The following is a 24,691-nucleotide window of genomic DNA, read 5'->3' on the forward strand; positions in this document are numbered from 1 at the left end:
GAACACCTCAGGCGAGATAGCCGAGGCAGCACCGTGAGCACAGTCCAGCACCACGTGCAGGCCGTTGAGCTTGTTGGGCAGGGTTCCCAGCAGGTGAATGACGTAGCGGTCTTCTGCATCTGCGAAGCGACGAATACGACCAACCTCACCGCCGGTGGGCAGCAGGTGATCGGCGTCCAACGCAGCTTCGATGCGGTCTTCGACCTCATCAGGAAGCTTCGTTCCGCCGAAGGCAAAGAACTTGATGCCGTTATCAGGAGCAGGGTTGTGCGAGGCCGAAACCATCACGCCGAAGTCTGCGCCGATCGAACTAACCAAGAAGGCAGCTGCGGGCGTGGGAATCACGCCGGCATCCAACACATCAATGCCCGAGCTGGCGAGACCAGCAGAGAGGGCAGCAGTGAGGAACTCACCTGAGATGCGAGGGTCGCGAGCAATGACCGCAGTAGCACGACGTCCCTCAGCTCGTCTGGCTTCGGCTCTGCGACCGCTGGTGAGAACCACCGCGGCCGACTGGGCCAGTGCCAAGGTTAGGTCTGCCGTGAGTTCACGGTTTGCTAAGCCTCGGACACCGTCCGTGCCGAATAGACGTGCCAAGGGACAGTCGACTTCTGCTAAAGAAGCGAGATTAACGCTTCGAGAACTGAGAAGCCTTACGAGCCTTCTTGAGACCAGCCTTCTTGCGCTCAATGACGCGAGCGTCACGAGTCAAGAAGCCAGACTTCTTGAGGGTCGCGCGGTTGTTGTCGCGGTCAATCTCGTTGAGTGCACGAGCAATAGCGAGACGCAGTGCGCCAGCCTGACCGGAAGGGCCGCCGCCGCTGATGCGTGCAACAACGTCGTATGCGCCACCGAGCTCAAGCACGGTGAAGGGGTCGTTGATGAGCTGCTGGTGCAGCTTGTTGGGGAAGTAGTTAGCGAGCTCGCGGCCGTTGACCGTGATCTTGCCGGAACCGGGTACGAGGCGTGCGCGAGCAATTGCCTGCTTGCGACGACCTACAGCTGCACCTGGAACGTTGAGGATTGCGCGAGGAGCCTTAGGAGCTGCTGCGACAGGAGTTTCGGTTGAGTACTCGGTGACCTCTACGGCCTCGGTCTCGATTTCTGCGTTATCCGCCATGATTACTTAATCCTTTATCTAAATCTTCGAGGCTCTACTGAGCTACCTGAGTGAGGGTGTATACCTGTGGCTGCTGTGCAGCGTGAGGGTGCTCAGCGCCGCGGTAAACCTTGAGCTTGCGGAACTGGTCGCGACCGAGTGAGGTCTTGGGGAGCATGCCACGAATAGCCTTCTCCACAGCGCGCTCAGGGTTCTTCTCGAGAAGATCGGTGTAGGTAGTAGCAGTCAGACCACCGGGGTAACCAGAGTGGCGGTATGCCTTCTTCTGTGCAGCCTTGTTGCCGGTGAGGACAACCTTGTCTGCGTTGACGATGATAACGAAGTCACCCATGTCCATGTGAGGAGTGTAGGTGGCCTTGTTCTTGCCACGCAGAATGGTTGCAGCGTGAGATGCGAGGCGTCCGAGAACAACGTCGGTTGCGTCAATGATGACCCAGCCGCGCGTAACTTCTGCTGCCTTAGGCGTAAAGGTACGAGTCACAGTAATACTGCTTTCTTGTCGAAATGAGTGGTCCGTGTATCCCGCTCAGTCGTTGCGTTCTCAGCCAGAATCTGGCTAGAACCCATCAGTCGAGGGCTCAACTTCGGCGGCTTATCCATAGAGAACAAGCACCAAGGGTCTAATTTACGCCACTTGAGTCTTGTTGGTCAATTTGGGCCGGTGGCTCAGTTCGTGCAGGGGATTAGTGTTTCATCAATTTCTCCACGTACGTGCGGATTCAGACTCACAGAGATACAGATGTATAGTCTTAAAGCTAAATTCGGTACGTACGTATCTATTTTTGCGTAATCGTGCCATAATTGAAGCATGGAAACCCCAAATCAGTACGCACGTTCGGAATTCTTGACAGTCTCCGCCCCCAAGCTGAAGGAGCGGAGAAAACTACTTCGATTGACACAAGAAGAACTCGCGGCTGCGGCGCGCGTGTCCCCAAAGTTAGTGGGAATGGTTGAGGCGGGCAAGCCCACCGTTCAACTCGACGGTCTCGAGAGAATTCTCTCAGTGCTGGGATATTCCCTTTCGCTTGGTGATCTCACATGATTGGTAACGTCTTCGTCGGCAATCGCCGAGCGGCAACATTGCGCAGAGAAGGCGCCCACACTGTTTTCACATACGAGACCGATTACCTTGATGGCAACAACGACTCAGTTGCAACAACACTTCCACTGAGCCCAGAGCCAGTCCACACCCCCGGTGCTTCTGTTCCTGCCTTCTTTGCCGGGCTTCTTCCTGAAGGTCGCCGGTTGAACGCGTTGGTCAGAAACGCGAAGACCTCAGCCGATGACGAGCTAGGTCTTCTACTTGCCGTGGGGCCTGCCACAGTCGGTGATGTTTACGTGATTGAGGGCAGTTTGCCCGTTCAGGAAAAACCTACGGTCCAGATTCCGCGAAACCCAGAACAGCTTGATTTCTCAGAAGTCTTTGCGTCACAGGGAATTGCTCTGAGCCCCCGCATCGCTGGGGTTCAAGATAAAGCCTCAGCACAGATGATCTCTTTCCATGCGTCAAAGGCTGACGTGGAACACCTCATCAAGTTTGATCCTCCTGAATTTCGCCACCTCTGCCGCAACGAACAGTTTTTTCTCGAGCGCGCGAAAAAGCTCAAAATAGATGTGGGGCAATCACGGCTCATCACTGACAGCACTGGCGTAGAAGCATTGCTGGTCAAAAGATTTGATCGAAACAAGAAAGAACTTATCCACGTAGAAGACGGAACCCAGGTTCTCGGACACTATCCTGCCGACAAATACAACCTCAGCTTTGAAGAAGTAGCCCAAGGCCTCAGTCGAGCCACCATCTCACCACTTGCCTCCAGTATTAATTTGCTCACGCAACTCGCTTTCGCTTGGCTCACCGGAAACGGCGACATGCACGCCAAGAACTTGTCCATCGTGGGGAGGAAACAAGCCAGCTTGGTGGCACCAATGTATGACTTACCTAGTTCACTTTTCTATCCGGATCTGAATCCCGAGCTTGCTTTGAAAGTTGGCGATCACTCAACTCTCACTGTGAAGAGATTCATCGAGGTAGGTCAATTTCTTGGATTACCTCTGGCATCTGTTGAGAATATTCGTCGACGCGTGCTGGCTGTCACCGAAGAGATTGCTGACGAGGTTGACAACGGGGTGCTCCCCTTTGACCCCAAAATCACATCCAAAGCAGCACGGCAGCTTCGCCGGAGATATCAAGAGTTCAGTAAATACTTCTAAAGGAAATCTTCTTCAAGCACGCGGCGACTGCGGGTAAGGTCTGCCCTCTGCCCCACCTCTGAATCTGGAGGGTAAATGATCTGGGTCAGGGTCAACCCGTGTGCAGGCATCACCTTGAACACACTCGTGCGCTCCCCCTTGGTGCGCAGGTCTTCAATGGCATCCAGAGAATGCGTTCCTGACCCAGCAGCAACGCACGCCCCCACAAGTGATCTCACCATGGAGTGGCAGAACGCATCAGCCTGCAACTGAGCCACGATCACACCGGAAGCATCCCGCTCCCAGTGGAACTCTTGAAGTTCCCGAATCGTGGTCGCACCAGGTCGTGGTCTACAGAATGCACCAAAGTCTCGAAGACCGAGCATCATCTCTGCTGCCTCATTCATGGCGTCCACGTTCAGAGGGTAGAAGTGAAAAGCGGTACGGCGACGCTCAATGGGATTGAGTCGCTCGAGACCATCTGCCAGTCGGTATTCATAGCGTCTGGCTAAAGGGGAGAATCGGGCATCAAACCCCAACGGGGCAACGGTGATCTTATTGATCACCACATCAGCATTACGTCCCACTGAGCCATCCACGCGCCGCATGAGGGCATGCAGCATGGTGTGTGGGACCTGGGGCAACCCACCAACAACGGGAATACCACCCTGCTCTTGTAGTGCACGACGTTCTTCGCGGGAGAAGGAGACCCGGATGAGCTGTTCTAACGGAACATCGATGTGAGCCACTTGGTCAGCGGCATGAACACCGGCATCCGTTCTTCCCGCAACGACAATGCGGGGGGAGACCTCCATGCGCAACACTTGCGCGAAGGCCTGCTCGAGAGTTCCCTCCACAGTGCGCTTGCCGGGCTGTTTCGCCCAGCCAGCGAAGTCTGTGCCGTCATAGCCAAAGTCCAGACGGAGACGAACATCGCCTTCCACGTCAATGAGGTCAGAAAAGTCATCCTCGACGATCTCGCCTGGGGTTATGGCTTCCTCATTCACGTCTCAAAGTCTAAAGCTTCAACAGTGCGCAGTTTCCTACATGACTTAACCACAGAAGCCCCGGTGTAACACCGGGGCTTCCAACGTGTGTGATGAAGACTACTTAGCTTCTTCTTCAGTAGCTTCTGCAGCGGGAGCTTCTTCAGCAACCTCTACAACAGTCTCTTCAACAACGGTTTCAACTTCAGCTTCGCCAGCTGCGTCAACGACGACCTCTTCGGTCACCTCGTCAACAACAACTTCCTCTACAACCTCAGCAGCTACAGGAGCAGCAGCCTTGGGAGCCTCAGCCTTAGCAGGCTTAGCCTTGGCAGGCTTCTTGTTGACAGGCTCGAGCACGAGCTCGATCTGTGCGAGAGGAGCGTTGTCACCCTTGCGGTAACCGAGCTTGGTGATGCGGGTGTAGCCGCCCTCACGCTCAGCAACCAGAGGAGCAATTTCAGCGAAAAGGATGTGAACAGCTTCCTTGTTACGCAGGATCGACAGCGCACGGCGACGTGCGTGAAGGTCTCCACGCTTTGCAAACGTGATGAGACGCTCAGCCACGGGACGCAGGCGCTTTGCCTTGGTCTCAGTGGTCTTGATCGACTTGTGAGTGAACAAAGAAACGGACATGTTCGCGAGCATCAAGCGCTCGTGTGCAGGACCGCCTCCGAGGCGAGGACCCTTAGTTGGGGTAGGCATTTTTTATATCTCCGTAAATCAATGACGTGTCTAGAAAGACAGTCGCTTAGATGTTCTCGTCTTCGTCGAAGCCACCGTAGAAGTGTGCTCCGTCAAATCCGGGGACAGAATCCTTGAGAGACAGGCCCATCTCGATGAGCTTGTCGCGAACCTCGTCGACCGACTTCTGACCGAAGTTGCGAATGTTCATCAACTGAGTTTCGGACAGAGCTACGAGCTCAGAAACGGTGTTGATGCCTTCGCGCTTGAGGCAGTTGTAGGAACGAACAGAGAGGTCGAGGTCTTCAACAGGAATCGACAGCTCAGAGCTGAGGACTGCGTCAACTGGTGCAGGACCGATCTCGATACCTTCAGCAGCAGTGTTGAGCTCGCGTGCCAGACCGAAGAGTTCGGTCAGGGTGCGTCCAGCAGAAGCCATTGCGTCACGAGGAGTGATGGCCTGCTTGGTCTCAACGTCAACGACCAGGCGGTCGAAGTCAGTGCGCTCACCGGCACGAGTTGCCTCGACGCGGTAGGTCACCTTGAGTACTGGAGAGTAGATCGAGTCAACAGGAATCTGACCTGCTTCGGAGAACTCGGAACGGTTCTGGCTACCGGAGACGTAACCGCGGCCACGCTCGATGGTCAGTTCGAGTTCGAACTTTGCCTTGTCGTTCAGGGTTGCGATCACGAGCTCAGGGTTGTGGATCTCAACACCTGCAGGTGCGGAGATGTCTGCAGCGGTGACAACGCCAGCACCCTGCTTACGGAGGTAAGCGGTGATGGGCTCGTCGTGCTCGCTGGAAACAACCAGAGACTTGATGTTGAGGATGATTTCAGTTGCATCTTCCTTGACACCGGGGATGGTGGAGAACTCGTGGAGTACGCCGTCCAGACGGATGCTGGTTACTGCTGCACCAGGAATGCTGGAGAGCAGGGTACGACGGAGCGAGTTACCAAGGGTGTAACCGAAACCTGGTTCAAGCGGTTCAATGATGAAACGTGAACGGTATTCGGAGATGTTCTCTTCGGAAAGCGTGGGGCGCTGTGCAATGAGCACTATGTATTCCTTTCGGCTGAGTGTCCGATATATGACACTCGCGTGAGCGGGGTTATTGAGTTGTTAAAACGGGGGAAAGACTAAACGCGACGACGCTTAGGTGGACGGCAACCGTTGTGAGCCTGTGGGGTCACATCGGAAATCGAACCAACCTCGAGGCCAGCGGCCTGAAGCGAACGGATAGCGGTTTCACGACCAGAGCCGGGGCCCTTGACGAAAACGTCAACCTTCTTCATGCCGTGCTCTTGTGCCTGGCGTGCTGCCGACTCTGCTGCAAGCTGAGCTGCGAAGGGAGTCGACTTACGTGAACCCTTGAAGCCAACCTGACCAGATGAAGACCAGCTGATTACGGCACCAGTGGTGTCAGTGATTGACACGATGGTGTTGTTGAACGTGCTCTTGATGTGGGCCTGGCCCACAGCAACGTTCTTCTTGTCCTTTTTGCGCGGCTTGCGAACTGCCGACTTAGGTGCTGCCATGATTTCTCCTAAAACCTATTGGGGGCTAGTACCCGCTATGCGGATTACTTAGCCTTCTTCTTGCCGGCGACGGTACGCTTTGGTCCCTTGCGGGTACGAGCGTTGGTCTTGGTGCGCTGACCGCGAACCGGCAGACCCTTACGGTGGCGAAGACCTTCGTAGCTACCGATCTCAACCTTGCGGCGAATGTCAGCCTGTACTTCACGGCGGAGGTCACCCTCGACGCGGAAGGTTCCTTCGATGTAGTCACGCAGAGCGACCAGCTGGTCGTCGGTGAGGTCCTTGACGCGGATATCTCCGCTGATGTTGGTGTCAGCGAGAGTCTTGAGTGCTCGCGTACGGCCAACACCGTAGATGTATGTCAGTGCAACTTCCACGCGCTTTTCGCGGGGAATGTCTACTCCGGCAAGACGTGCCATGGTGGCATCTCCTTGTGTGTAGTGGAGGTGTGGAGCATTCCCGGTGCCACGGCCTCCAACCGTAGGTGTCCCCTACTTGCGTAGGTTCTTGGGAGTGCTTATTGAGTTGTTGCGGCGAACCGCGGGATCACTCGTGAGAGTGAAAATCTGTGGGGTAGTTACTAGCCCTGGCGCTGCTTGTGACGAGGGTTCTCGCAGATCACCATGACGTTTCCGTGGCGGCGAATAACCTTGCACTTGTCGCAGATGGGCTTAACGCTGGGGTTAACCTTCATTGTTCTTTTCCTTTTTATCGCTGTCTTCGTACCGAAGCCTTGTGGGCTTTGGCCGTTACTTCTCAGTAACCCTTATTTGTAGCGGTAGACGATACGTCCGCGAGTGAGGTCGTAAGGGCTCAGCTCTACGATGACCTTGTCCTCAGGGAGGATTCGGATGTAGTGCTGGCGCATCTTGCCCGAGATGTGGGCAAGAACCTTGTGGCCATTAGTCAGCTCAACGCGAAACATTGCGTTGGGCAACGCTTCGGTGATCGAACCTTCGATCTCGATGACGCCGTCTTTTTTGGCCATAACTCACTTATCGCTTTGTTGGGGATTACTGGTCTTGCGGATGCAAAATGATTTCTGACGACACGCCAAAGGCATGGCAACAGACACCAAAGTCCAAGCTTATGTGATATTCCCGCAGAAATCCAACTCGGATTTAGGCAATGGGGGTGGGAACGACACCGAAGGGTGCCAAACCTGCTGCGCCACCGTCATGCGCAGTGAGTACCCAGATGCCATCTTTGTGCACAGCAACCGAGTGTTCCCAGTGTGAAGCCATGCCACCGTCTTCGGTGATGACGGTCCAGTCATCTTCTCCGACATAAGTATCGATCTTGCCGGTGACCACCATGGGCTCAATGGCCACAACCAGTCCAGGCTTTACTTCAGGGCCCTTTTGCTTCACACGGTAGTTGAACACCGGTGGAGCTTCGTGCATGTCGCGGCCAATACCGTGACCGATGTAATCGGTCAGGATGCCGTAGCGGTGGCCAACCTTCATGCCTTCGAGTTCGATGTAACCCTGGATGGCGTCGCCCACCTCGTTGAGATGCTTAGCCTTGGCCAGTCGAGCAATACCTGCCCAGAGAGAACCTTCGGTAATCTTCGAGAGCTGTTCGCGTTCGGCCACAACCTCGGGACGGCTGGGGTCCGGAACCACAACAGTGATGGCGGAGTCGCCATTCCATTCCTGATATTGCGCACCAGCATCAATGGAAACAATGTCACCGGGCTCGAGAATACGACCACCAGGAATACCGTGGACGACTTCGTCGTTCACCGATGCACACACGGTGTGACGGTAACCAGGAACCAGCATGAAGTTAGGCTCGCCGCCGCGGTCGCGAATCGCTTTTTCGGCAGCGGTGTCAATTTCAAGCGTGGAAACACCCGCGCGAATCAATGGACGTGCTGCATCCAGTGCGGCAGCGGTGATGAGTCCGGGTTCAACCATGAGCCTCAGCTGAGCTGGGGACTTATAGATGTTGGTGCGGAAACCCATGAGCTTTCAGGCTTAGGCCTGAACACCCTTATCTGCCAGAGCAGAAACAATACGTCCGGTCACTTCTTCAACCGCACCGAGGCCATCCACGGTGACAACAAGGCCACGAGCAGAGTAGGTGTTGATGAGTGGAGCAGTCTGCTCTTCATAGACAGACATGCGGTGACGGATGACTTCTTCGGTGTCGTCAGCGCGGCCTTCGATCTCAGCACGCTTGAGCAGTCGATCCACCACAACATCGGTGTCAGCGGTAATCAAGACAACAGCGTCGAGCGCCTTGCCATCTGCGGAAAGCATGCGGTCAAGTTCGTTCACCTGGTCGATGGTGCGAGGGTAGCCGTCAAGGAGGAAACCAGAGACAGCATCTGCTTCGTGCAGACGATCTTCGACAATGGCGTTAGTGAGCGAGTCAGGAACATACTCACCGCGAGCCAAGATGGACTTCACTTCGAGCCCCAGAGGAGTTTCGTTCTTCACGTTTGCACGGAAGATGTCTCCGGTGGAGATGGCGGGGATTGAGTAGGTGTCAGCCAGAATGGCAGCTTGCGTACCCTTGCCTGCGCCGGGAGGACCGATAAGAAGCAGGCGAGTTCCCGTCATTAGCGTAAGAGCCCTTCGTAGTGCCGCTGCTGCAGCTGAGAATCAATCTGCTTAACAGTCTCCAGCCCCACACCCACAACAATCAAAATTGAGGTTCCGCCAAACGGGAAGTCGGTGTTGGCGCCAGCGAGGGCCAGAACGATCAAAGGCAAGATGGCGACGATACCGAGGTAGATCGCACCTGGCAGCGTAATGCGAGTGAGGACGTAGTCCAGGTATTCCGCAGTGGGGCGACCGGCACGAATACCGGGGATAAATCCGCCGTACTTCTTCATGTTGTCAGCTACCTCTTCAGGGTTGAAGGTAATAGCGACGTAGAAGTAGGTGAAGCCCACGATCAGCAGGAAGAACAAGATCATGTACGAAGGCTGGTCGCTCTTGACCAGGTAGGTCGAGACCCAAGTAACCCATTCTGCAGGCTGCTGACCAGCAGCAGGCTGGTTGAACTGTGCAATCAGTGCAGGCAGGTACAGCAGCGAGGAGGCGAAGATCACGGGGACCACACCGGCCATGTTGACCTTGATGGGGATATAGGTGTTGTTACCACCGTAGGTACGACGACCCACCACGCGCTTGGCGTACTGAACCGGAATACGACGCTGGGACTGTTCCACGAACACAACCGCAACAATGACCAAAAGGCCCATTGCAAGAACGATGAGCAGGGTGTTGAGGCCACGTGCTGCGTAGACGTTTCCGAGAGAGCGAGGGAAGCCAGCTGCAATCGAAGTGAAGATCAGCAACGACATTCCGTTACCGATTCCCTTCTCGGTGATGAGCTCAGCCATCCACATGATCAGACCAGTACCTGCGGTCATGGTGATGACCATGAGCAAGATGGCGTACCAAGCGTCGTTGGTGAGCAGCTGAGTACATTCAGGAGTGGAGTTCGTTCCGAAGAGTGCACCCGAGCGAGCAACAGTAATCAGAGTGGTGGACTGCAGAACACCGAGCGCAATAGTGAGGTAGCGGGTGTACTGGGTCAGCTTGGACTGGCCAGCCTGACCTTCCTTGTGCAGGGTCTCAAAGTGAGGGATGACCACGCGCAGAAGCTGCACGATGATCGAAGCAGTGATGTAGGGCATGATGCCCAGAGCAAAGATGCTCAGCTGGAGCAGTGCGCCACCGGAGAACAGGTTGACGAGCTCATACAGACCAGAGGTGTTCTGGTTCGCGTTCAAACATGCCTGTACGTTACCGAAGTCAACGTAGGGGCTGGGGATGAACGATCCCAAGCGGAAGAGGGCGATGATGCCCAGCGCGAAGCCAATCTTGCGGCGCAAATCTGGAGTACGGAATATACGTACTACTGCACTAATCACACATGACTCCTGTAAATCTTGGTGTAACGCGCACTGGCTCCCCCGAAGGGGAGCCAGCAACGCTACGTTTGCGCAACCAGCGAGTGGTTACTTGATTGAACCACCTGCGGCGACGATCTTCTGCTCTGCTGAGCTCGAGACCTTGTCAACTGCAATGTTCAGCTTAACAGCGATGTCGCCGTTACCGAGAACCTTGACCTTCTCGTTCTTGCGAACAGCACCCTTGGCGACGAGGTCAGCAATAGTGACATCTCCACCGTTGGGGTACAGCTCAGCGAGAGCATCGAGGTTGACAACCTGGTACTCAACGCGGAAGGGGTTCTTGAAGCCGCGCAGCTTGGGGGTACGCATGTGCAGAGGCATCTGCCCACCCTCGAAGCCGATCTTGACCTGGTAACGAGCCTTTGTACCCTTGGTACCACGACCCGCAGTCTTACCCTTAGAACCTTCACCACGGCCTACGCGGGTCTTTGCCTTCTTCGCACCAGGTGCGGGACGAAGGTGGTGGACCTTGAGGACCTGTTCGCGAGATTCAACTTCAGTCTTCTTAGCAACAGACTTTGCAGCCTTTGCCTTAGGAGCTTCGGTCTTTTCAGCAGCAGGCTTAGCTGCAGCCTTGGGAGCAGCAGCCTTCTCAGCAGCGGGCTTTGCAGCAGCCTTGGCAGCAGGTGCCTTAGCAGCGGCAGCCTTGGGGGCAGCAGCCTTCGCAGGAGCCTGAGCGGCGTCCTTCTTCTCTTCAGCCATTAGTCAATCTCCTCGACCTTGACGAGGTGAGCCACGGTGCGAACGTATCCGCGAGTAACGGGGCTGTCCTCTTTGACGACGATGTCGCCAATGCGCTTCAGTCCCAGGCTGCGAAGTGTGTCGCGCTGGTTCTGCTTTTCGCTAATTACGGACTTGATCTGGGTAACCTTCAGACGAGCGGCCATTAGGCACCTGCCTTTGCAGCCTCAGCTTCTGCGCGCACGAGGCGAGCAGGAGCAACCTGGTCAAAGTCCAGGCCACGACGTGCGGCAACTGCGCGAGGCTCTTCGAGCTGCTTCAGTGCTTCCACGGTGGCGTGAACAATGTTGATGGTGTTCGACGAACCGAGAGACTTGCTCAGAACGTCGTGGATGCCTGCGCACTCGAGTACGGCACGCACTGGACCACCGGCGATAACACCGGTACCAGCAGCAGCGGGACGAAGAAGTACGACACCGGCAGCAGCCTCGCCCTGAACAGGGTGAGGAATGGTGTTAGCCGAGCGAGGAACGCGGAAGAAAGCCTTCTTAGCTTCTTCAACACCCTTGGAAATTGCCAGGGGTACTTCCTTAGCCTTGCCGTAACCGACGCCAACCATACCGTTACCGTCACCGACGACGACGAGTGCGGTGAAGCTAAAGCGACGACCACCCTTGACGACCTTGGATACACGGTTGATGGTGACGACGCGCTCGAGGAACTGGCTCTTCTCAGCGTCGCGGTCGCGGTTGCGATCCTTGTTGGGGTTGCGCTCACGGCCACCGCGGCGAGCCTCACGAGGCTCGTTAGCGGTGTCTACGATTGCAGACTCCACAGCTGCTTCTGCAGCTTCAGTTTCGTTAACAGTGTTCTCGCTCACAGGCTCAATCCACCCTCTCGGGCTCCATCGGCGATCGCAGCAACGCGACCGGCGTACTTGTTTCCACCGCGGTCGAAGACCACAGCTTCAATTCCGACCTTCTTTGCGCGCTCAGCGACGAGTTCGCCAACCTTGCGTGCCTTAGCGGTCTTGTCGCCAGCGAACGTGCGCATGTCTGACTCGAGGGTCGATGCCGAAGCAACGGTGACACCCTGTGAGTCGTCGACGAGCTGAACGAATACGTGACGAGCGGAACGAGTGACGACCAGACGTGGACGTGCAGCAGTTCCTTCGATCTTCTTGCGAAGACGTGCGTGACGGCGGTCGCGTGCGGCCGACTTGGACTTTCCTCGGGTTCCGAGTGCCATGGCTACTTACCAGCCTTTCCAGCCTTGCGGCGAACAACTTCGCCTGCGTAACGCACACCCTTGCCCTTGTATGGCTCTGGCTTGCGCAGCTTACGAATGTTGGCAGCAACTTCACCGACAGCTTGCTTGTCGATTCCGCTCACGATGAGCTTGTTGTTGCCCTCAACAGTGAAGGTGATGCCTGCAGGAGGCTCCACGGTGATGGGGTGCGAGTAGCCGAGTGCGAACTCAACGCCTGCGCCCTTCGAAGCAACACGGTAACCAGTACCGACAACCTCGAGACCCTTTTCGTAGCCCTGGGTTACGCCAACAATCTGGTTAGCGATGAGGGTACGGGTCAAACCGTGCAGCGAACGCGAGTTGCGCTCGTCATCGGGACGGCTGACAACTACCTGGTTCTCTTCGATCACAGCAGTGATAGGAGCAGAAATGGTGAGCTTCAGTTCGCCCTTGGGACCCTTGGTAGTAACGTCCTGACCTTCAATGGTCACGGTTACACCACCAGGGATGTCAATAGGAAGACGACCAATACGTGACATTCTCGGTTACCACACGTAGGCGAGGACTTCCCCACCTACGCCCTTCTTCTCAGCCTGACGGTCAGTAAGAAGACCGCTAGAGGTGGACAGAATGGCGATACCGAGGCCACCGAGGACCTTGGGGATTTCGTTCGACTTTGCGTAAACACGAAGACCAGGCTTCGATACACGCTTGATGCCGACGATGGAAGCGTGACGGTCTGCGCTGTACTTGAGGTTCAGCGTCAGGGTCTTACCAACGCGTGCGTCAGCAACTTCCCAATCTGCGATGTAACCCTCAGACTTGAGGATTTCAGCAATACCCGTCTTGAGCTTGCTGTTCGGCATGGACACGGAGTCGTGGTGTGCCGAGTTCGCATTGCGCAGTCTGGTCAGCATATCTGCGACCGGATCTGTCATTGTCATGTGTTTATCCTTTATTCACCAGGTTTCGCAGCCCGTTACACGGGCGTGCGACCTGTGGTGCTTAGTTGGTAGAGGTTTCTACCGACTTGAAGGGGAAGCCCAATGCCTTCAGCAGTGCGCGACCCTGGTCGTCGTTCTTGGCAGTAGTCACAACAGTGATGTCCATACCGCGAGGACGGTCGATCTTGTCCTGGTTGATCTCGTGGAACATTGTCTGCTCGGTGAGACCAAAGGTGTAGTTTCCGTTTCCGTCGAACTGGCGGTCAGAAAGACCACGGAAGTCGCGGATACGAGGAAGGGCCAGTGCCAAGAGGCGGTCCAGGAATTCCCACATGCGGTCACCACGGAGGGTAACGTGCGCACCAATGGGCTGTCCTTCACGCAGCTTGAACTGTGCAATCGACTTGCGAGCCTTCGTAACAGAAGGCTTCTGGCCAGTGATAGCGGTGAGGTCAGCGACGGCGAAGTCGATGAGCTTGCCATCCTTGGCTGCTTCACCAACACCCATGTTCACCACAATCTTGGTGAGGGTTGGGATCTCGTGAACGTTCTTAAGGCCGAGTTCAGTGGCCAAGGCCTTCTGAATTTCGTCCTTGTACTTACCCTTGAGACGTGGCTGGATTTTGCCAGCAACTGCGGTGTTCGACATTACAGGTCCTTACCTGACTTCTTGGCGTAACGAACGCGAACAGTCTTGCTCACGCCGTTCTTGGTGACAGTCTCAACGCGGTAACCAACACGAGTTGGCTTCTTGGTCGAGGGGTCAACAATGGCCACGTTGGAAATGTGGATCGGAGCCTCAACGGTCTCGATGCCACCGGTCTTTGCGCCACGGTCGGTCTGACCAACGCGAGTGTGCTTGGTGATGTAGTTGACACCCTCAACGATGACGCGGTTGCGCTCGGTGAGAACCTCAATTACCTTGCCCTGCTTGCCACGGTCTCCACCGCGTGCCTGCGAGCGTCCAGTGATGACCTGAACCAGGTCACCCTTCTTGATGTTCGCCATGACTAGATAACCTCCGGTGCCAATGAAACGATCTTCATGAACTTCTTGTCGCGCAGTTCGCGACCGACAGGACCGAAGATACGAGTACCGCGTGGCTCGCCATCCGCCTTGAGGATGACAGCTGCGTTCTCGTCGAACTTGATGTAGGAACCGTCGGGACGACGGGTCGACTTCACGGTACGAACGACGACAGCCTTGACGACGTCACCCTTCTTCACGTTTCCGCCGGGGATAGCGTCCTTGACGGTTGCCACGATAACGTCACCGAGACCGGCGTAACGACGACCGGAACCACCGAGAACGCGAATCGTGAGCAGCTCCTTGGCGCCGGTGTTGTCGGCAACCTTGACGCGTGATTCTTGCTGAAGCACTTCTAACTCCTTTTACGAAGTAGGCCAGGGCCTACTTAGCCTTCTCGACGATCTCGACCAGACGCCAGCGCTTGGAAGCACTGAGCGGACGGGTCTCGCTGATAACAACCAGGTCACCGATGCCGGCGGTGTTGAGCTCATCGTGAGCCTTAACCTTCGAGCTGCGGCGAATAACCTTGCCGTAGAGAGGGTGCTTAACGCGGTCCTCAACCTCAACAACGATGGTCTTGTCCATCTTGTCGCTGGTGACGTAACCACGACGAACCTTGCGGTAACCGCGAACGATTGCCTCAGTCTCTTCGGCCTTCTTAGCCTTTGCGGTAGCCATTATTCGGTCTCCTCCGCGGTCTCGGCCTTAGCGGCCTTGGTCTTCTTCTCAGCCTTTGCTGGAGCAGCTGCTGCAGCAGGCGTTGCACGAATACCGAGCTCGCGCTCACGGAGAACCGTGTAGATGCGTGCGATATCGCGCTTGACAGCACGGAGGCGTCCGTGGCTCTCGAGCTGGCCGGTAGCCGACTGGAAGCGCAGGTTGAACAGCTCTTCCTTCGCCTTACGGAGCTCTTCTACGAGACGCTCGTTGTCAAAGGTGTCTAGGTCGTTGGAACCGAGTTCCTTGGATCCGATAGCCATTATGCGTCACCCTCCTCGCGCTTGATGATGCGTGCCTTGAGGGGCAGCTTGTGGATTGCACGAGTCATTGCTTCACGAGCAATGGTCTCGTTCACACCGCTGAGCTCGAAGAGCACGCGGCCTGGCTTGACGTTAGCTACCCACCACTCTGGTGAACCCTTACCGGAACCCATGCGGGTTTCAGCTGGCTTCTTGGTCAGAGGACGGTCTGGGTAGATGTTGATCCAAACCTTTCCACCACGCTTGATGTGACGGGTCATCGCGATACGAGCGGACTCGATCTGACGGTTAGTCACATATGCGGGGGTCAGAGCCTGGATACCGAACTCACCGAACGACACCTTGGTGCCACCAGTTGCCTGGCCGGAACGGCCGGGGTGGTGCTGCTTACGGTGCTTTACTCGACGTGGAATCAACATGGTTATGCCTCAACTCCTGCTGCTACCGGAGCCTTCTCGCCCTGTGGGGCGCGACGGGGACGGTCGCTACGCTCGGGACGGACACTCTTCTGGTTAGCCTGCTCGCGAGCAAGCTCCTTGTTAGTGATGTCGCCCTTGTAAATCCATACCTTCACACCAATGCGGCCGAAGGTGGTCTTGGCCTCGTAGAAGCCGTAGTCGATGTTCGCGCGGAGGGTGTGCAGAGGCACACGACCTTCACGGTAGAACTCGGAGCGGCTCATTTCAGCGCCACCCAGACGACCGGACACCTGGATACGAATACCCTTAGCGCCAGCGCGCTGAGCGCCCTGAAGGCCCTTACGCATTGCGCGACGGAAAGCCACACGACCTGCAAGCTGCTCAGCAATACCCTGAGCTACCAGCTGAGCCTCAGCCTCGGGGTTCTTCACCTCGAGGATGTTGAGCTGGATCTGCTTACCGGTGAGCTTTTCGAGGTCAGCGCGGATGCGCTCTGCCTCGGCGCCACGGCGACCAATCACGATGCCGGGACGGGCAGTGTGAATGTCTACGCGGACGCGGTCACGGGTGCGCTCGATCTCGATGCGTGCAACACCTGCACGGTCGAGGGTCTCGCTGAGCATGCGACGGATCTTGACATCCTCAGTCACGAAGTCGGCGTAACGCTGACCCTTCTTCGTGCTGTCGGAGAACCAACGTGACACGTGGTCAGTGGTGATTCCCAGACGGAAGCCGTAGGGGTTTACTTTCTGGCCCATTACTTGGCCTCCTTCTTCGCAGCCTTGCCAGCAACCTCGAGCTCGTCGGGGGTAGCAAGTACGACAGTGATGTGGCTGGTGCGCTTCAAGATCTTGAATGCGCGACCTTGTGCACGGGGACGGAAACGCTTCAGGGTTGCACCCTCGTCGACAAAAGCTGCCGAAACGAAGAGGTCCTGTTCGTCAAGGAATGCGTTTGCAGCATCTGCCTTGACACGAGCGTTAGCGATTGCCGAAGCAACAAGCTTGTATACGGGCTCGGAAGCGGTCTGAGGTGCAAACTTCAGAATCGCGAGAGCTTCGTGAGCCTGCTTTCCACGGATCAGGTTAACAACGCGTCGAGCCTTCATAGGGGTAACGCGGATGTGACGCACGCGTGCGACTGACTCCACCATTTCTATTCCTCCTATCGTCACCGCGGTTAGCGGCGACGGCCCTTCTTGTCGTCCTTCACGTGACCGCGGAAGGTACGAGTTGGTGCAAATTCACCAAGCTTGTGACCGACCATGGTTTCGGTAACGAACACAGGAATGTGCTTGCGACCGTCGTGAACTGCAATCGTGTGACCGAGCATCGCGGGGATGATCATCGATCGACGCGACCAGGTCTTGATTACGTTCTTTGTGTTGGCCTCGTTCTGGCGAACAACCTTGCGGAGCAGGTGTTCGTCAACGAAGGGGCCCTTCTTAAGACTGCGTGGCATCTTCTTAAACTCCTACTAGCGCTTCTTGCCGACGGTACGACGGCGAACGATGAGCTTGTCGCTTTCCTGGTTAGGACGGCGTGTACGGCCTTCCTTCTGACCCCAGGGGCTGACAGGGTGACGACCACCGGAGGTCTTACCCTCACCACCACCGTGTGGGTGGTCGACTGGGTTCATAGCAACACCACGAACGGTTGGGCGAACGCCCTTCCAACGCATGCGGCCAGCCTTACCCCAGTTGATGTTCGACTGCTCGGCGTTACCGACTTCACCAATGGTGGCGCGGCAACGAGCATCAACGTTGCGGATTTCACCCGAAGGCAGACGAAGCTGCGCGTAGGGGCCGTCCTTAGCAACGAGACGAACAGATGCACCAGCGGAACGTGCCATCTTTGCTCCGCCACCGGGCTTGAGCTCGATCGCGTGGATGACGGTACCGGTGGGGATGTTCTTCAAAGGCAGGTTGTTACCTGGCTTGATGTCGGCGCTTGCGCCCGACTCAACGAAGTCACCCTGGCTCAGCTTGTTGGGAGCCAAGATGTAGCGCTTGGTGCCATCAACGAAGTGAAGCAGTGCAATACGTGCGGTGCGGTTGGGGTCGTACTCAATGTGAGCGACCTTGGCCAATACGCCGTCCTTGTCGTTACGACGGAAGTCGATAACGCGGTACTGGCGCTTATGGCCACCACCGATGTGACGGGTAGTGATACGACCCTGGTTGTTACGGCCACCAGTCTTGGACAGGGGGCGCAGCAACGACTTTTCAGGAGTCGAACGAGTGATTTCAGCGAAGTCCGCAACGCTCGAGCCACGACGGCCCGGGGTTGTGGGCTTGTACTTACGAATAGCCATGATTAGTCCTCTTTATCCGTTCCGCTTAGCCAACGGCCGTAAAGATGTCGATGGAACCGGACTTCAGAGTGACAATGGCGCGCTTGGTGTCCTTGCGCTTGCCCTGGCCAAACTTGGTACGGCGGGTCTTGCCCTGACGGTTCAGGGTGTTGATCGAAGCAACCTCAACCGAGAAGATCTTCTCGATAGCGAGCTTGATTTCGGTCTTGTTCGAGCGAGGGTCTACGAGGAAGGTGTACTTACCTTCGTCGATCAGGCCGTAGCTCTTTTCCGAAACGACCGGAGCGATGATGACATCGCGAGGGTCCTTGTTCCACACGTCGAGAGTCATTACTTGACCTCATCCTTCTTCTTGCTGTTCACGAAGGAAGTGATTGCTTCCTGAGTGAACACAATGTCGTCAGAGACGAGCACGTCGTAAGCGTTCAGCTGGTCTGAGTTCAGAACGTGAACGTTAGGCAGGTTGCGAACGCTCTTGAGCGAAAGCTCATCGTTGCGCTCAAGAACGATGAGTACGTTCTTGCTCTTAGCGATGGTGTTCAAGAAGTCAGATGCAACCTTGGTCGAAGGTGCGTTCTCACCGAATGCGGTCACGGCGTGGAGACGTCCACCACGTGCGCGGTCAGAGAGAGCACCGAGCAGAGCTGCAGCAATCATCTTCTTGGGGGTGCGCTGTGCATAGCTGCGTGGGGTTGGTCCGTGGACGATTCCACCACCAGTCATGTGAGGAGCACGGATCGAACCCTGACGAGCGCGACCGGTTCCCTTCTGCTTGAAAGGCTTGCGACCTGCACCAGAAACTTCGCCGCGGCTCTTGACCTTGTGCGTACCCTGACGGGCAGCAGCAAGCTGAGCTACAACAACCTGGTGGATCAGTGGGACGTTAACGGTGACGTCAAAGAGTTCAGCAGGAAGCTCTACAGAGCCAGCCTTCTTGCCCTTGAGGTCAACGACGTCGAGAGTGGTAACGGTAGCCATGGACTACGCCCCCTTCACTGCGTTGCGAACGAATACGAGGCGGCCACGTGCACCGGGAACAGCGCCCTTGACGAGCAAGAGGCCCTTCTCTGCGTCTACTGCGTGAACCTTGAGGTTGAGCACGGTGACGCGCTCTCCACCCATACGACCGGCCATGCGCATGCCCTTGAAGACGCGGCTGGGGGTCGAAGAAGCACCGATAGAACCGGGCTTACGGTGGTTACGGTGTGCACCGTGAGATGCGGAAACACCCTTGAAGTTGTGACGCTTCATAACACCGGCGAAGCCCTTACCCTTGCTCGTGCCCATGACGTCGACCTTCTGGCCGGCTTCGAAGGTGGAGTCAACGGTGAGTTCCTGGCCAACGCTGTAAGAAGAAGCGTCGGGGGTGCGAACCTCAGTGACGTGGCGGCGAGGAGTTACGCCAGCCTTGTCGAAGTGACCGGTCGCAGGCTTGTTAACCTTGCGAGGGTCAATAGCGCCACCAGCGATCTGAACAGCTTCGTAGCCGTCCTTCTCAACGGTGCGCAACTGGGTTACAACGTTGGGGGTGATTTCGATAACGGTCACGGGAACAAGCTTGTTGTTCTCGTCCCATACCTGAGTCATACCCAGCTTCTTGCCGAGCAGACCCTTAACAGTCTTAGTTGGATTTGCCATGTTGACCTCTACAGCTTGATCTCGATGTTGACATCAGCAGGAAGGTCAAGACGCATGAGCGAGTCAACAGCCTTGGGCGTGGGGTCGACGATGTCGATCAAACGCTTGTGGGTGCGCATCTCAAAGTGCTCGCGGCTGTCCTTGTACTTGTGAGGTGAACGGATGACACACACCACGTTCTTCTCAGTAGGAAGGGGCACAGGGCCGACAACAGTTGCACCCGCACGGGTAACAGTGTCGACAATCTTGCGCGCCGAGGAGTCAATGACCTCGTGGTCATATGACTTAAGTCGAATGCGGATCTTTTGTCCCGCCATGTGACTCTCTCTTTCATTCAGAGCGTCGTACAGCCTCGGAGCTGCATTGGACGCTTCGCGTTAAAACGCTGGCACTCTACTTTTAGGTGTCGCACCACTGTTTACATGTCAATGTGCTGTGGGCTTTCCCCGCGCGAACGCGGCAAAGTCTGGGTTACCCCAGGCTCAACGGAGAGCTTTGGCGATGTCCTCTACCTGCGGCCTAACGTGATCGGAATGTTCCGTCGTTATGCACTGCCAGGGTAGTGATTTCTGCACAAAGGCAGAAAATGTCGAACTTGAAGAGTCTGCCACACATTACAACCCGAGTGCAACCCGGGCGTGTCGAGGAGTTTGCCCAGCAAAGACGCCACTGTTGCCTTAGCTAAAGAAGGGCCGGGGCAGACCTTCCGCCGCTGCGGCATCTTCGCGTGTTATATGCGAGCGTGCGTGTGCCACGGCAAGCTCTAAATTATCAAAGAGATGGTTGGGGTGCCGCAGCTGCCCCAGCACTCCCACGCGGGTAATGAGCTCCCGGTGTTGCTCAGGGATTCCCTTGATAATGGCCGTTTTGCCGTCGCGTTCTAGCTGCGTGACAATCTCTGCCAATATCTGCGCGCCGGTGGCATCGAGGAATTGCACACCCGAGAGCTGAATAATCACCACGGTCACATCAGGGTGTGTGGTGACCTCATCGTGAATCTTGTCGGCCACTCCAAAGAACAAGGCACCTTCGATCCGGAACAACGCAATACGGTCATCTCCAGGAACTGCAGGCCCAGGTAGATCAACCTGGTGAACCTTGCCCCGCATGATCAGTGCTCGGATAGAGAACAGCACTGTCACCACAATGCCGACCACCACCGCCTCAATCAGATCAAGGGCAACAGTAATCACTGCCGTGGCAATGAAGATCACAGCGTCGTGCTTAGTGCTGCGCAGAATCTTCCACGCTGCCCTGCTGGGAACCATTCGAACTGCTGTCACCATGAGCACCCCGGCGAGCGCGGCCAGAGGAATCCTGGAAACAGGACCCGTCGCCAGGTAGACCACACCGAGTAATACTGCTGCGTGAACTATCGAGGCCATGCGGGTTTTACCGCCGGAGCGCACGTTCACCGCGGTGCGAGCAATCGCACCGGTGGCGGGCATACCGCCAAAGAGTGCCGACCCCACCGAAGCAAGTCCTTGCCCCACCAGTTCTCTGTCTGGGTTGAATACTCCCGTATTGGCCATGCTTGCTGCCACACGTGCGGACAGCAACGACTCAATGGCAGCAAGTGCTGCCACGGCAATGGCGGGGACAATCAACTCCCCTATCTTCACACCCGCAAAGTCGGGGAACGAGGGCATTCCCAACGAGCTGGGGAGCTCACCAATACGAACAAGCGGGGACCTGGTCAGCTCTGCGAACACCGTGATCACGACGATGCCAATAATGGACCCGGGAACTACCGGGATGACCTTGGGCGTGACCACCATGATCAGCGCCACAATCAACACCGCACCCAACGACCAGAGTGCCAAGTCCACGTTCGCCGCCAGGATGGCGCTAATTCCCGAAACCACCGCATTCGTCGACTCCACAAACTCGGGGGAACCCACTGCCGCAGGTATTTGCTGAACGAAGATGATGACGGCAATACCGAGGGTGAAGCCCTCAATGACCGGCCACGGAATAAAGGACACCGAACGTCCCAGCCGGAACAGGCCCAAGAGCAGAACGATGACGCCGGCCATGAGTCCCACGATGATGACCGACCCCGCACCATGAGAGGCAACAATCGGGGCCAGTACGACGACCATCGCACCGGTGGGACCCGAGACCTGAACGTTCGAACCACCAAAGACGGCAGCAATAAAGCCAGCCACGACCGCCGTGATGAGTCCGGCTTCTGCGCCCACCCCTGAGCTCACACCGAAAGCCAGAGCCAAAGGTAATGCCACGATGCCGACGGTGAGACCAGCCAGAAGGTCGGACTTCCAGGTTCTGGGGAGGGCGGAATAGTCTGCTCGACCTGGGAGCAGTGACTTCAGCGTCGCCCACATGAGACCAAGGTTATTCCTGCGAAGCTGAATTCCCTGCACACGGGCTTCCGCTCACGGGGAAGTGCTTATCCCTGAACTTTTCCAGACAATCGGGCTATTGGTTTCAAGATGCTGGGCTTGGCCAGCAACCAACCGACCACCATGACCACCACAGCGAGTCCAAAGATGCCTGCCCCCAGCCAGGACGTACCGTCATTGGCAGCAAACATCATGTTGAGGTTACGCAGAGCACCCGTGGTGAACACCAATGTGACGTGCGCCACGATAAAGATAAAGAAATAGAACAAGACGATGGTGTGGAGCCTGCGAGCCAGGTCTTCAGGGAAGACACGGTGCATCCAGCCCTCTTTCGGCCACACCGGAGACAGGCGCAGTCCGGTCTTGATCGCAATCGGTGCGGCAATGAAAACCGTGACGAAGTAGGCAAGAACCTGCAAGCTGTTGTAATTGACCCACGCATTTTCTAGTGGCCAACGCAGTGATGCATATTGCAGTGCGGCAGAAACAGCATTGGGAAAGACATCCCATGATGTGGGAACGATGCGCATCCACTGACCTGTTACCCAGAGCAACACAATGAAGACAACTCCATTGAGCACCCAGAACACATCTATAGAGATATGCAGCCAGTGATAGATACCCATGCGCTGGGCAGGGCCAATCCGTGAAATGAGGCCGGTTTCTTTCCGGGTCCAAAAAGCTGGAGGTCGCTTCTTAGAGCGGATGATCAAGCCGGTTCGAATCACCAGCAACATAAAGAACATGTTCAAGAAGTGCTGCCATCCCAGCCAGGCAGGAAGACCGACGGGTGCTCCCTCAGGCAATGGGGTTGTGCCACGGTAATTCGAGATAAAAATCGCGACTTCGGGAATGGTGCGCATCCACTGCGCCACCAAGATCACTACGGTCATCGAAAACAGAAGAACTGCCGACCAGCCAGCAACTTTCTTGACCTGCACACCCACACCACAAATCTACCGTGAACGAGTGTGGGCCCCAGCAAAACTGGGGCCCACACCGTTGTCGTATTCGAATGAATTACTTTGCGTTAGCTCGCATCTGGTTTGCCACCTCAATGGCATCACCTGCGGGAGCATCCGACTTCGACGCTGGACGAGCGATAAGCATATACAAAATGCCCGCCGCGAGTACGACGCCGAGACCCAGCAAAGAAGCCCAGTCGGCAACAAAGTTGCCGCTCGCGCCAGGCTGGAGCAGCCACAGAATTGCCCAGATGCCATAGGCCAGTGCAGCAATGTTGACGATCATGCCCCAGGCACCAAGTTGGAATTGACCTGCAGGCCTCCAGCCCTTGAAGCGCTGAACCAGCGAAGCCAAGACAACTGACTGGAATGAGATGTAAATACCCAAAACCGCGAAGGCAGTAATGGGAACCAGGGTGTCAGGCATCGCATAGATAACCACGGCCAGAATGATCGGAATCACGCTGGCAACAAACAGAGCGTTGCGTGGGACCTTGGTGCGAGGAGTGAGCTTGGCCAACCACGCACTTCCAGGAAGCATGCCATCGCGTGCTTTGGACTGGATGAGGCGGCTTGCAGCTGCTTGCAGGCTCAAGATGCACGAGATGAATGCCAGCACAGCTACACCAACGAAGATCTTGGCACCAACGACACCGAGTGAGGATTCCAAAATGGCAGGAATCGGGTTCATGTCTTCACCGTTGACGATGCTGATCAGGTTAGGTGCTGCCATGACGTATCCAGCAAAGGACATCAGAGCAGAAACAGCTCCAACGAAAATCGTGAGATACATGGCCTTAGGAATACGGCGACCTGGGTTGCTGACTTCTTCAGCAACGTCACCACAGGCTTCAAAGCCGTAGAACATGAAGAGACCGACGAGTGCCGACGCCACAAACGCGGTCATGTAGTCACCATCACCCTTACCAAAGGTGTCGAAGAAAACTGACCAGTCGTTTCGGCGCTGGAAGATAAGCAGGTAGAGACCCACACCCACCACACCGACAAGCTCAGCAGCCAGACCAATTCGTGCAATGCGCGACATGGTCTTGGTTCCACCGAGGTTCAACAGCAGTGCCACCAGCAAAATACCGATAGCAAATGCCAAGGTGGATTCTGGAGTGACAGCAACACCAAAGATTTCCATGGCATAACCGGTGCTGAATTCAATAACAGCAGTGATGGTTACCAACATGGCCCAGACATAAATCCAGGAGATGAGCCAGGCATACCGTTTACCCCACAGACGTCTCGCCCAAGGATAGAGACCTCCGGCAATGGGGAACTGGGACACAATCTCGCCGAACACCAGTGCCACAAGAAGCTGACCAGCTGCGACAATCACAATCCACCAGATTGAAGGGGGGCCGCCGGTGGAGACCGCAAGAGCGAACAATGAATAAATCGCTACCAGCGGTGAGAGGTATGTGAATCCGAGGGCGATGTTCCCCCAGAGTGACATGGTGCGTGAATAGCTGGTCTGGTATCCCAGGGCCTTCAGATGCGCATCATCGTCATGGTGCGTTTGTGAAACGGACTCCGACATGCGAAACCTTTCGGTGTTCACGCTCAGTGCATTCCTCAATTCAGATGCACAACGGCGTGCTGAGAATCAGGCTAAACCTAGAAACAACGCAACGCCAGATAGAAATATCCCGAAT

At 56.1% G+C, this 24,691-nt stretch carries 37 protein-coding genes and 1 pseudogene; 2 read left to right on the forward strand and 36 right to left on the reverse strand.

The window, feature by feature from the left end; all coding sequences use genetic code 11:
• The 3 genes and pseudogenes from RR877_RS03460 to rplM all read right to left on the reverse strand — a co-directional run.
• Window positions 1-597: pseudogene (locus tag RR877_RS03460) on the reverse strand (phosphoglucosamine mutase); the annotation flags it as partial.
• Between the two features lie 31 nt (window positions 598-628).
• Entirely contained in the window at window positions 629-1,120 is a 492-nt protein-coding gene (gene rpsI, locus RR877_RS03465; RefSeq protein ID WP_110232747.1) for a 30S ribosomal protein S9, read from the reverse strand.
• A gap of 34 nt (window positions 1,121-1,154) precedes the next feature.
• Window positions 1,155-1,601: a 50S ribosomal protein L13 gene (gene rplM, locus RR877_RS03470; protein WP_332550940.1), complete on the reverse strand. Its 447-nt coding sequence runs from the start codon at window positions 1,599-1,601 to the stop codon at window positions 1,155-1,157.
• A 327-nt stretch (window positions 1,602-1,928) separates the two neighbouring features.
• On the opposite strand from rplM, the gene RR877_RS03475 reads away from it, so the two are divergent.
• Window positions 1,929-2,162, forward strand: coding sequence for a helix-turn-helix domain-containing protein (locus RR877_RS03475; RefSeq protein ID WP_110232745.1), 234 nt, complete (start codon window positions 1,929-1,931; stop codon window positions 2,160-2,162).
• Window positions 2,159-3,331 (forward strand): HipA domain-containing protein, encoded by a 1,173-nt coding sequence (locus tag RR877_RS03480; RefSeq protein WP_277494948.1) that lies wholly within the window; start codon window positions 2,159-2,161, stop codon window positions 3,329-3,331. The genes RR877_RS03475 and RR877_RS03480 overlap by 4 nt, the downstream gene beginning before the upstream one ends.
• On the opposite strand, the gene RR877_RS03485 is transcribed toward RR877_RS03480, so the two are convergent.
• The 33 genes from RR877_RS03485 to RR877_RS03645 form a co-directional block, all read right to left on the reverse strand.
• Window positions 3,328-4,317, reverse strand: coding sequence for a tRNA pseudouridine synthase A (locus RR877_RS03485; RefSeq protein WP_332550941.1), 990 nt, complete (start codon window positions 4,315-4,317; stop codon window positions 3,328-3,330). The genes RR877_RS03480 and RR877_RS03485 overlap by 4 nt on opposite strands.
• 99 nt (window positions 4,318-4,416) lie before the next feature.
• The gene (rplQ, locus tag RR877_RS03490; RefSeq protein ID WP_110232743.1) at window positions 4,417-5,001 is read right to left on the reverse strand and encodes a 50S ribosomal protein L17; all 585 of its coding nucleotides are present in this window, start codon (window positions 4,999-5,001) and stop codon (window positions 4,417-4,419) included.
• 46 nt (window positions 5,002-5,047) lie between these two features.
• On the reverse strand, window positions 5,048-6,040 hold the full coding sequence (locus RR877_RS03495) for a DNA-directed RNA polymerase subunit alpha (protein WP_332550942.1): 993 nt from the start codon (window positions 6,038-6,040) through the stop codon (window positions 5,048-5,050).
• Between the two features lie 80 nt (window positions 6,041-6,120).
• Complete coding sequence (gene rpsK, locus RR877_RS03500) at window positions 6,121-6,519, reverse strand: 30S ribosomal protein S11 (protein ID WP_110232741.1); 399 nt, start codon at window positions 6,517-6,519, stop codon at window positions 6,121-6,123.
• A gap of 44 nt (window positions 6,520-6,563) precedes the next feature.
• The gene (gene rpsM, locus RR877_RS03505; protein WP_110232740.1) at window positions 6,564-6,938 is read right to left on the reverse strand and encodes a 30S ribosomal protein S13; all 375 of its coding nucleotides are present in this window, start codon (window positions 6,936-6,938) and stop codon (window positions 6,564-6,566) included.
• Window positions 6,939-7,099: 161 nt separating this feature from the next.
• A complete protein-coding gene (gene rpmJ, locus RR877_RS03510; protein WP_047561540.1) occupies window positions 7,100-7,213 on the reverse strand; it encodes a 50S ribosomal protein L36 in 114 nt (37 codons plus the stop codon).
• A 72-nt stretch (window positions 7,214-7,285) separates the two neighbouring features.
• The gene (infA, locus tag RR877_RS03515) at window positions 7,286-7,507 is read right to left on the reverse strand and encodes a translation initiation factor IF-1 (RefSeq protein ID WP_110232739.1); all 222 of its coding nucleotides are present in this window, start codon (window positions 7,505-7,507) and stop codon (window positions 7,286-7,288) included.
• Window positions 7,508-7,640: 133 nt separating this feature from the next.
• Window positions 7,641-8,486 carry a type I methionyl aminopeptidase gene (gene map, locus RR877_RS03520; RefSeq protein ID WP_332550943.1) on the reverse strand — a complete coding sequence of 282 codons (846 nt, stop codon included), beginning with the start codon at window positions 8,484-8,486 and terminating at the stop codon, window positions 7,641-7,643.
• 12 nt (window positions 8,487-8,498) lie between these two features.
• A complete protein-coding gene (locus RR877_RS03525) occupies window positions 8,499-9,086 on the reverse strand; it encodes an adenylate kinase (RefSeq protein WP_332550944.1) in 588 nt (195 codons plus the stop codon).
• Complete coding sequence (gene secY / locus RR877_RS03530; RefSeq protein WP_280802855.1) at window positions 9,086-10,408, reverse strand: preprotein translocase subunit SecY; 1,323 nt, start codon at window positions 10,406-10,408, stop codon at window positions 9,086-9,088. Before secY ends, RR877_RS03525 begins: the two co-directional genes overlap by 1 nt.
• 87 nt (window positions 10,409-10,495) lie before the next feature.
• Window positions 10,496-11,152, reverse strand: a complete 657-nt coding sequence (rplO, locus tag RR877_RS03535) for a 50S ribosomal protein L15 (RefSeq protein ID WP_332550945.1) — start codon at window positions 11,150-11,152, stop codon at window positions 10,496-10,498.
• Window positions 11,152-11,337 (reverse strand): 50S ribosomal protein L30, encoded by a 186-nt coding sequence (gene rpmD / locus RR877_RS03540; protein WP_096382516.1) that lies wholly within the window; start codon window positions 11,335-11,337, stop codon window positions 11,152-11,154. Before rpmD ends, rplO begins: the two co-directional genes overlap by 1 nt.
• A complete protein-coding gene (gene rpsE / locus RR877_RS03545) occupies window positions 11,337-11,966 on the reverse strand; it encodes a 30S ribosomal protein S5 (RefSeq protein ID WP_332550956.1) in 630 nt (209 codons plus the stop codon). Before rpsE ends, rpmD begins: the two co-directional genes overlap by 1 nt.
• A 41-nt stretch (window positions 11,967-12,007) precedes the next feature.
• On the reverse strand, window positions 12,008-12,379 hold the full coding sequence (rplR, locus tag RR877_RS03550) for a 50S ribosomal protein L18 (RefSeq protein ID WP_096382520.1): 372 nt from the start codon (window positions 12,377-12,379) through the stop codon (window positions 12,008-12,010).
• Between the two features lie 2 nt (window positions 12,380-12,381).
• Window positions 12,382-12,918, reverse strand: coding sequence for a 50S ribosomal protein L6 (gene rplF, locus RR877_RS03555; protein ID WP_332550946.1), 537 nt, complete (start codon window positions 12,916-12,918; stop codon window positions 12,382-12,384).
• A gap of 6 nt (window positions 12,919-12,924) precedes the next feature.
• Complete coding sequence (gene rpsH / locus RR877_RS03560; RefSeq protein ID WP_332550947.1) at window positions 12,925-13,323, reverse strand: 30S ribosomal protein S8; 399 nt, start codon at window positions 13,321-13,323, stop codon at window positions 12,925-12,927.
• A 61-nt stretch (window positions 13,324-13,384) separates the two neighbouring features.
• Entirely contained in the window at window positions 13,385-13,972 is a 588-nt protein-coding gene (gene rplE, locus RR877_RS03565; protein ID WP_332550948.1) for a 50S ribosomal protein L5, read from the reverse strand.
• On the reverse strand, window positions 13,972-14,331 hold the full coding sequence (gene rplX / locus RR877_RS03570) for a 50S ribosomal protein L24 (protein WP_332550949.1): 360 nt from the start codon (window positions 14,329-14,331) through the stop codon (window positions 13,972-13,974). The genes rplE and rplX overlap by 1 nt, the downstream gene beginning before the upstream one ends.
• Window positions 14,332-14,333: 2 nt before the next feature.
• Window positions 14,334-14,702 carry a 50S ribosomal protein L14 gene (rplN, locus tag RR877_RS03575; protein WP_332550950.1) on the reverse strand — a complete coding sequence of 123 codons (369 nt, stop codon included), beginning with the start codon at window positions 14,700-14,702 and terminating at the stop codon, window positions 14,334-14,336.
• A gap of 31 nt (window positions 14,703-14,733) precedes the next feature.
• Window positions 14,734-15,030: a 30S ribosomal protein S17 gene (gene rpsQ, locus RR877_RS03580; RefSeq protein ID WP_096382535.1), complete on the reverse strand. Its 297-nt coding sequence runs from the start codon at window positions 15,028-15,030 to the stop codon at window positions 14,734-14,736.
• Window positions 15,030-15,332, reverse strand: a complete 303-nt coding sequence (gene rpmC, locus RR877_RS03585; RefSeq protein ID WP_332550951.1) for a 50S ribosomal protein L29 — start codon at window positions 15,330-15,332, stop codon at window positions 15,030-15,032. The genes rpsQ and rpmC overlap by 1 nt, the downstream gene beginning before the upstream one ends.
• Entirely contained in the window at window positions 15,332-15,751 is a 420-nt protein-coding gene (gene rplP, locus RR877_RS03590; protein WP_096382539.1) for a 50S ribosomal protein L16, read from the reverse strand. Before rplP ends, rpmC begins: the two co-directional genes overlap by 1 nt.
• 2 nt (window positions 15,752-15,753) lie before the next feature.
• On the reverse strand, window positions 15,754-16,509 hold the full coding sequence (gene rpsC, locus RR877_RS03595; RefSeq protein WP_110232727.1) for a 30S ribosomal protein S3: 756 nt from the start codon (window positions 16,507-16,509) through the stop codon (window positions 15,754-15,756).
• A complete protein-coding gene (gene rplV / locus RR877_RS03600) occupies window positions 16,509-16,904 on the reverse strand; it encodes a 50S ribosomal protein L22 (protein WP_280797968.1) in 396 nt (131 codons plus the stop codon). Before rplV ends, rpsC begins: the two co-directional genes overlap by 1 nt.
• A 26-nt stretch (window positions 16,905-16,930) precedes the next feature.
• Window positions 16,931-17,212 carry a 30S ribosomal protein S19 gene (rpsS, locus tag RR877_RS03605; RefSeq protein ID WP_096382546.1) on the reverse strand — a complete coding sequence of 94 codons (282 nt, stop codon included), beginning with the start codon at window positions 17,210-17,212 and terminating at the stop codon, window positions 16,931-16,933.
• Between the two features lie 15 nt (window positions 17,213-17,227).
• The gene (rplB, locus tag RR877_RS03610) at window positions 17,228-18,064 is read right to left on the reverse strand and encodes a 50S ribosomal protein L2 (protein WP_277494943.1); all 837 of its coding nucleotides are present in this window, start codon (window positions 18,062-18,064) and stop codon (window positions 17,228-17,230) included.
• A gap of 25 nt (window positions 18,065-18,089) precedes the next feature.
• Entirely contained in the window at window positions 18,090-18,395 is a 306-nt protein-coding gene (gene rplW, locus RR877_RS03615) for a 50S ribosomal protein L23 (protein WP_110232724.1), read from the reverse strand.
• The gene (gene rplD, locus RR877_RS03620; protein WP_110232723.1) at window positions 18,395-19,042 is read right to left on the reverse strand and encodes a 50S ribosomal protein L4; all 648 of its coding nucleotides are present in this window, start codon (window positions 19,040-19,042) and stop codon (window positions 18,395-18,397) included. Before rplD ends, rplW begins: the two co-directional genes overlap by 1 nt.
• A 3-nt stretch (window positions 19,043-19,045) precedes the next feature.
• Window positions 19,046-19,702: a 50S ribosomal protein L3 gene (gene rplC, locus RR877_RS03625; protein ID WP_277494942.1), complete on the reverse strand. Its 657-nt coding sequence runs from the start codon at window positions 19,700-19,702 to the stop codon at window positions 19,046-19,048.
• Between the two features lie 8 nt (window positions 19,703-19,710).
• Entirely contained in the window at window positions 19,711-20,019 is a 309-nt protein-coding gene (gene rpsJ / locus RR877_RS03630) for a 30S ribosomal protein S10 (RefSeq protein ID WP_030147986.1), read from the reverse strand.
• Window positions 20,020-20,379: 360 nt separating this feature from the next.
• Window positions 20,380-22,047 (reverse strand): SulP family inorganic anion transporter, encoded by a 1,668-nt coding sequence (locus RR877_RS03635; RefSeq protein WP_332550953.1) that lies wholly within the window; start codon window positions 22,045-22,047, stop codon window positions 20,380-20,382.
• Window positions 22,048-22,112: 65 nt separating this feature from the next.
• Window positions 22,113-23,012 (reverse strand): cytochrome b/b6 domain-containing protein, encoded by a 900-nt coding sequence (locus RR877_RS03640; RefSeq protein ID WP_277494940.1) that lies wholly within the window; start codon window positions 23,010-23,012, stop codon window positions 22,113-22,115.
• Between the two features lie 73 nt (window positions 23,013-23,085).
• Window positions 23,086-24,576, reverse strand: coding sequence for an amino acid permease (locus RR877_RS03645; protein WP_277494939.1), 1,491 nt, complete (start codon window positions 24,574-24,576; stop codon window positions 23,086-23,088).
• Window positions 24,577-24,691: the final 115 nt, after the last annotated feature.

Origin of the sequence: Aurantimicrobium sp. (genome assembly GCF_036667855.1) — a bacterium.
In the GTDB taxonomy this organism is placed as follows: Bacteria; Actinomycetota; Actinomycetes; order Actinomycetales; family Microbacteriaceae; genus Aurantimicrobium.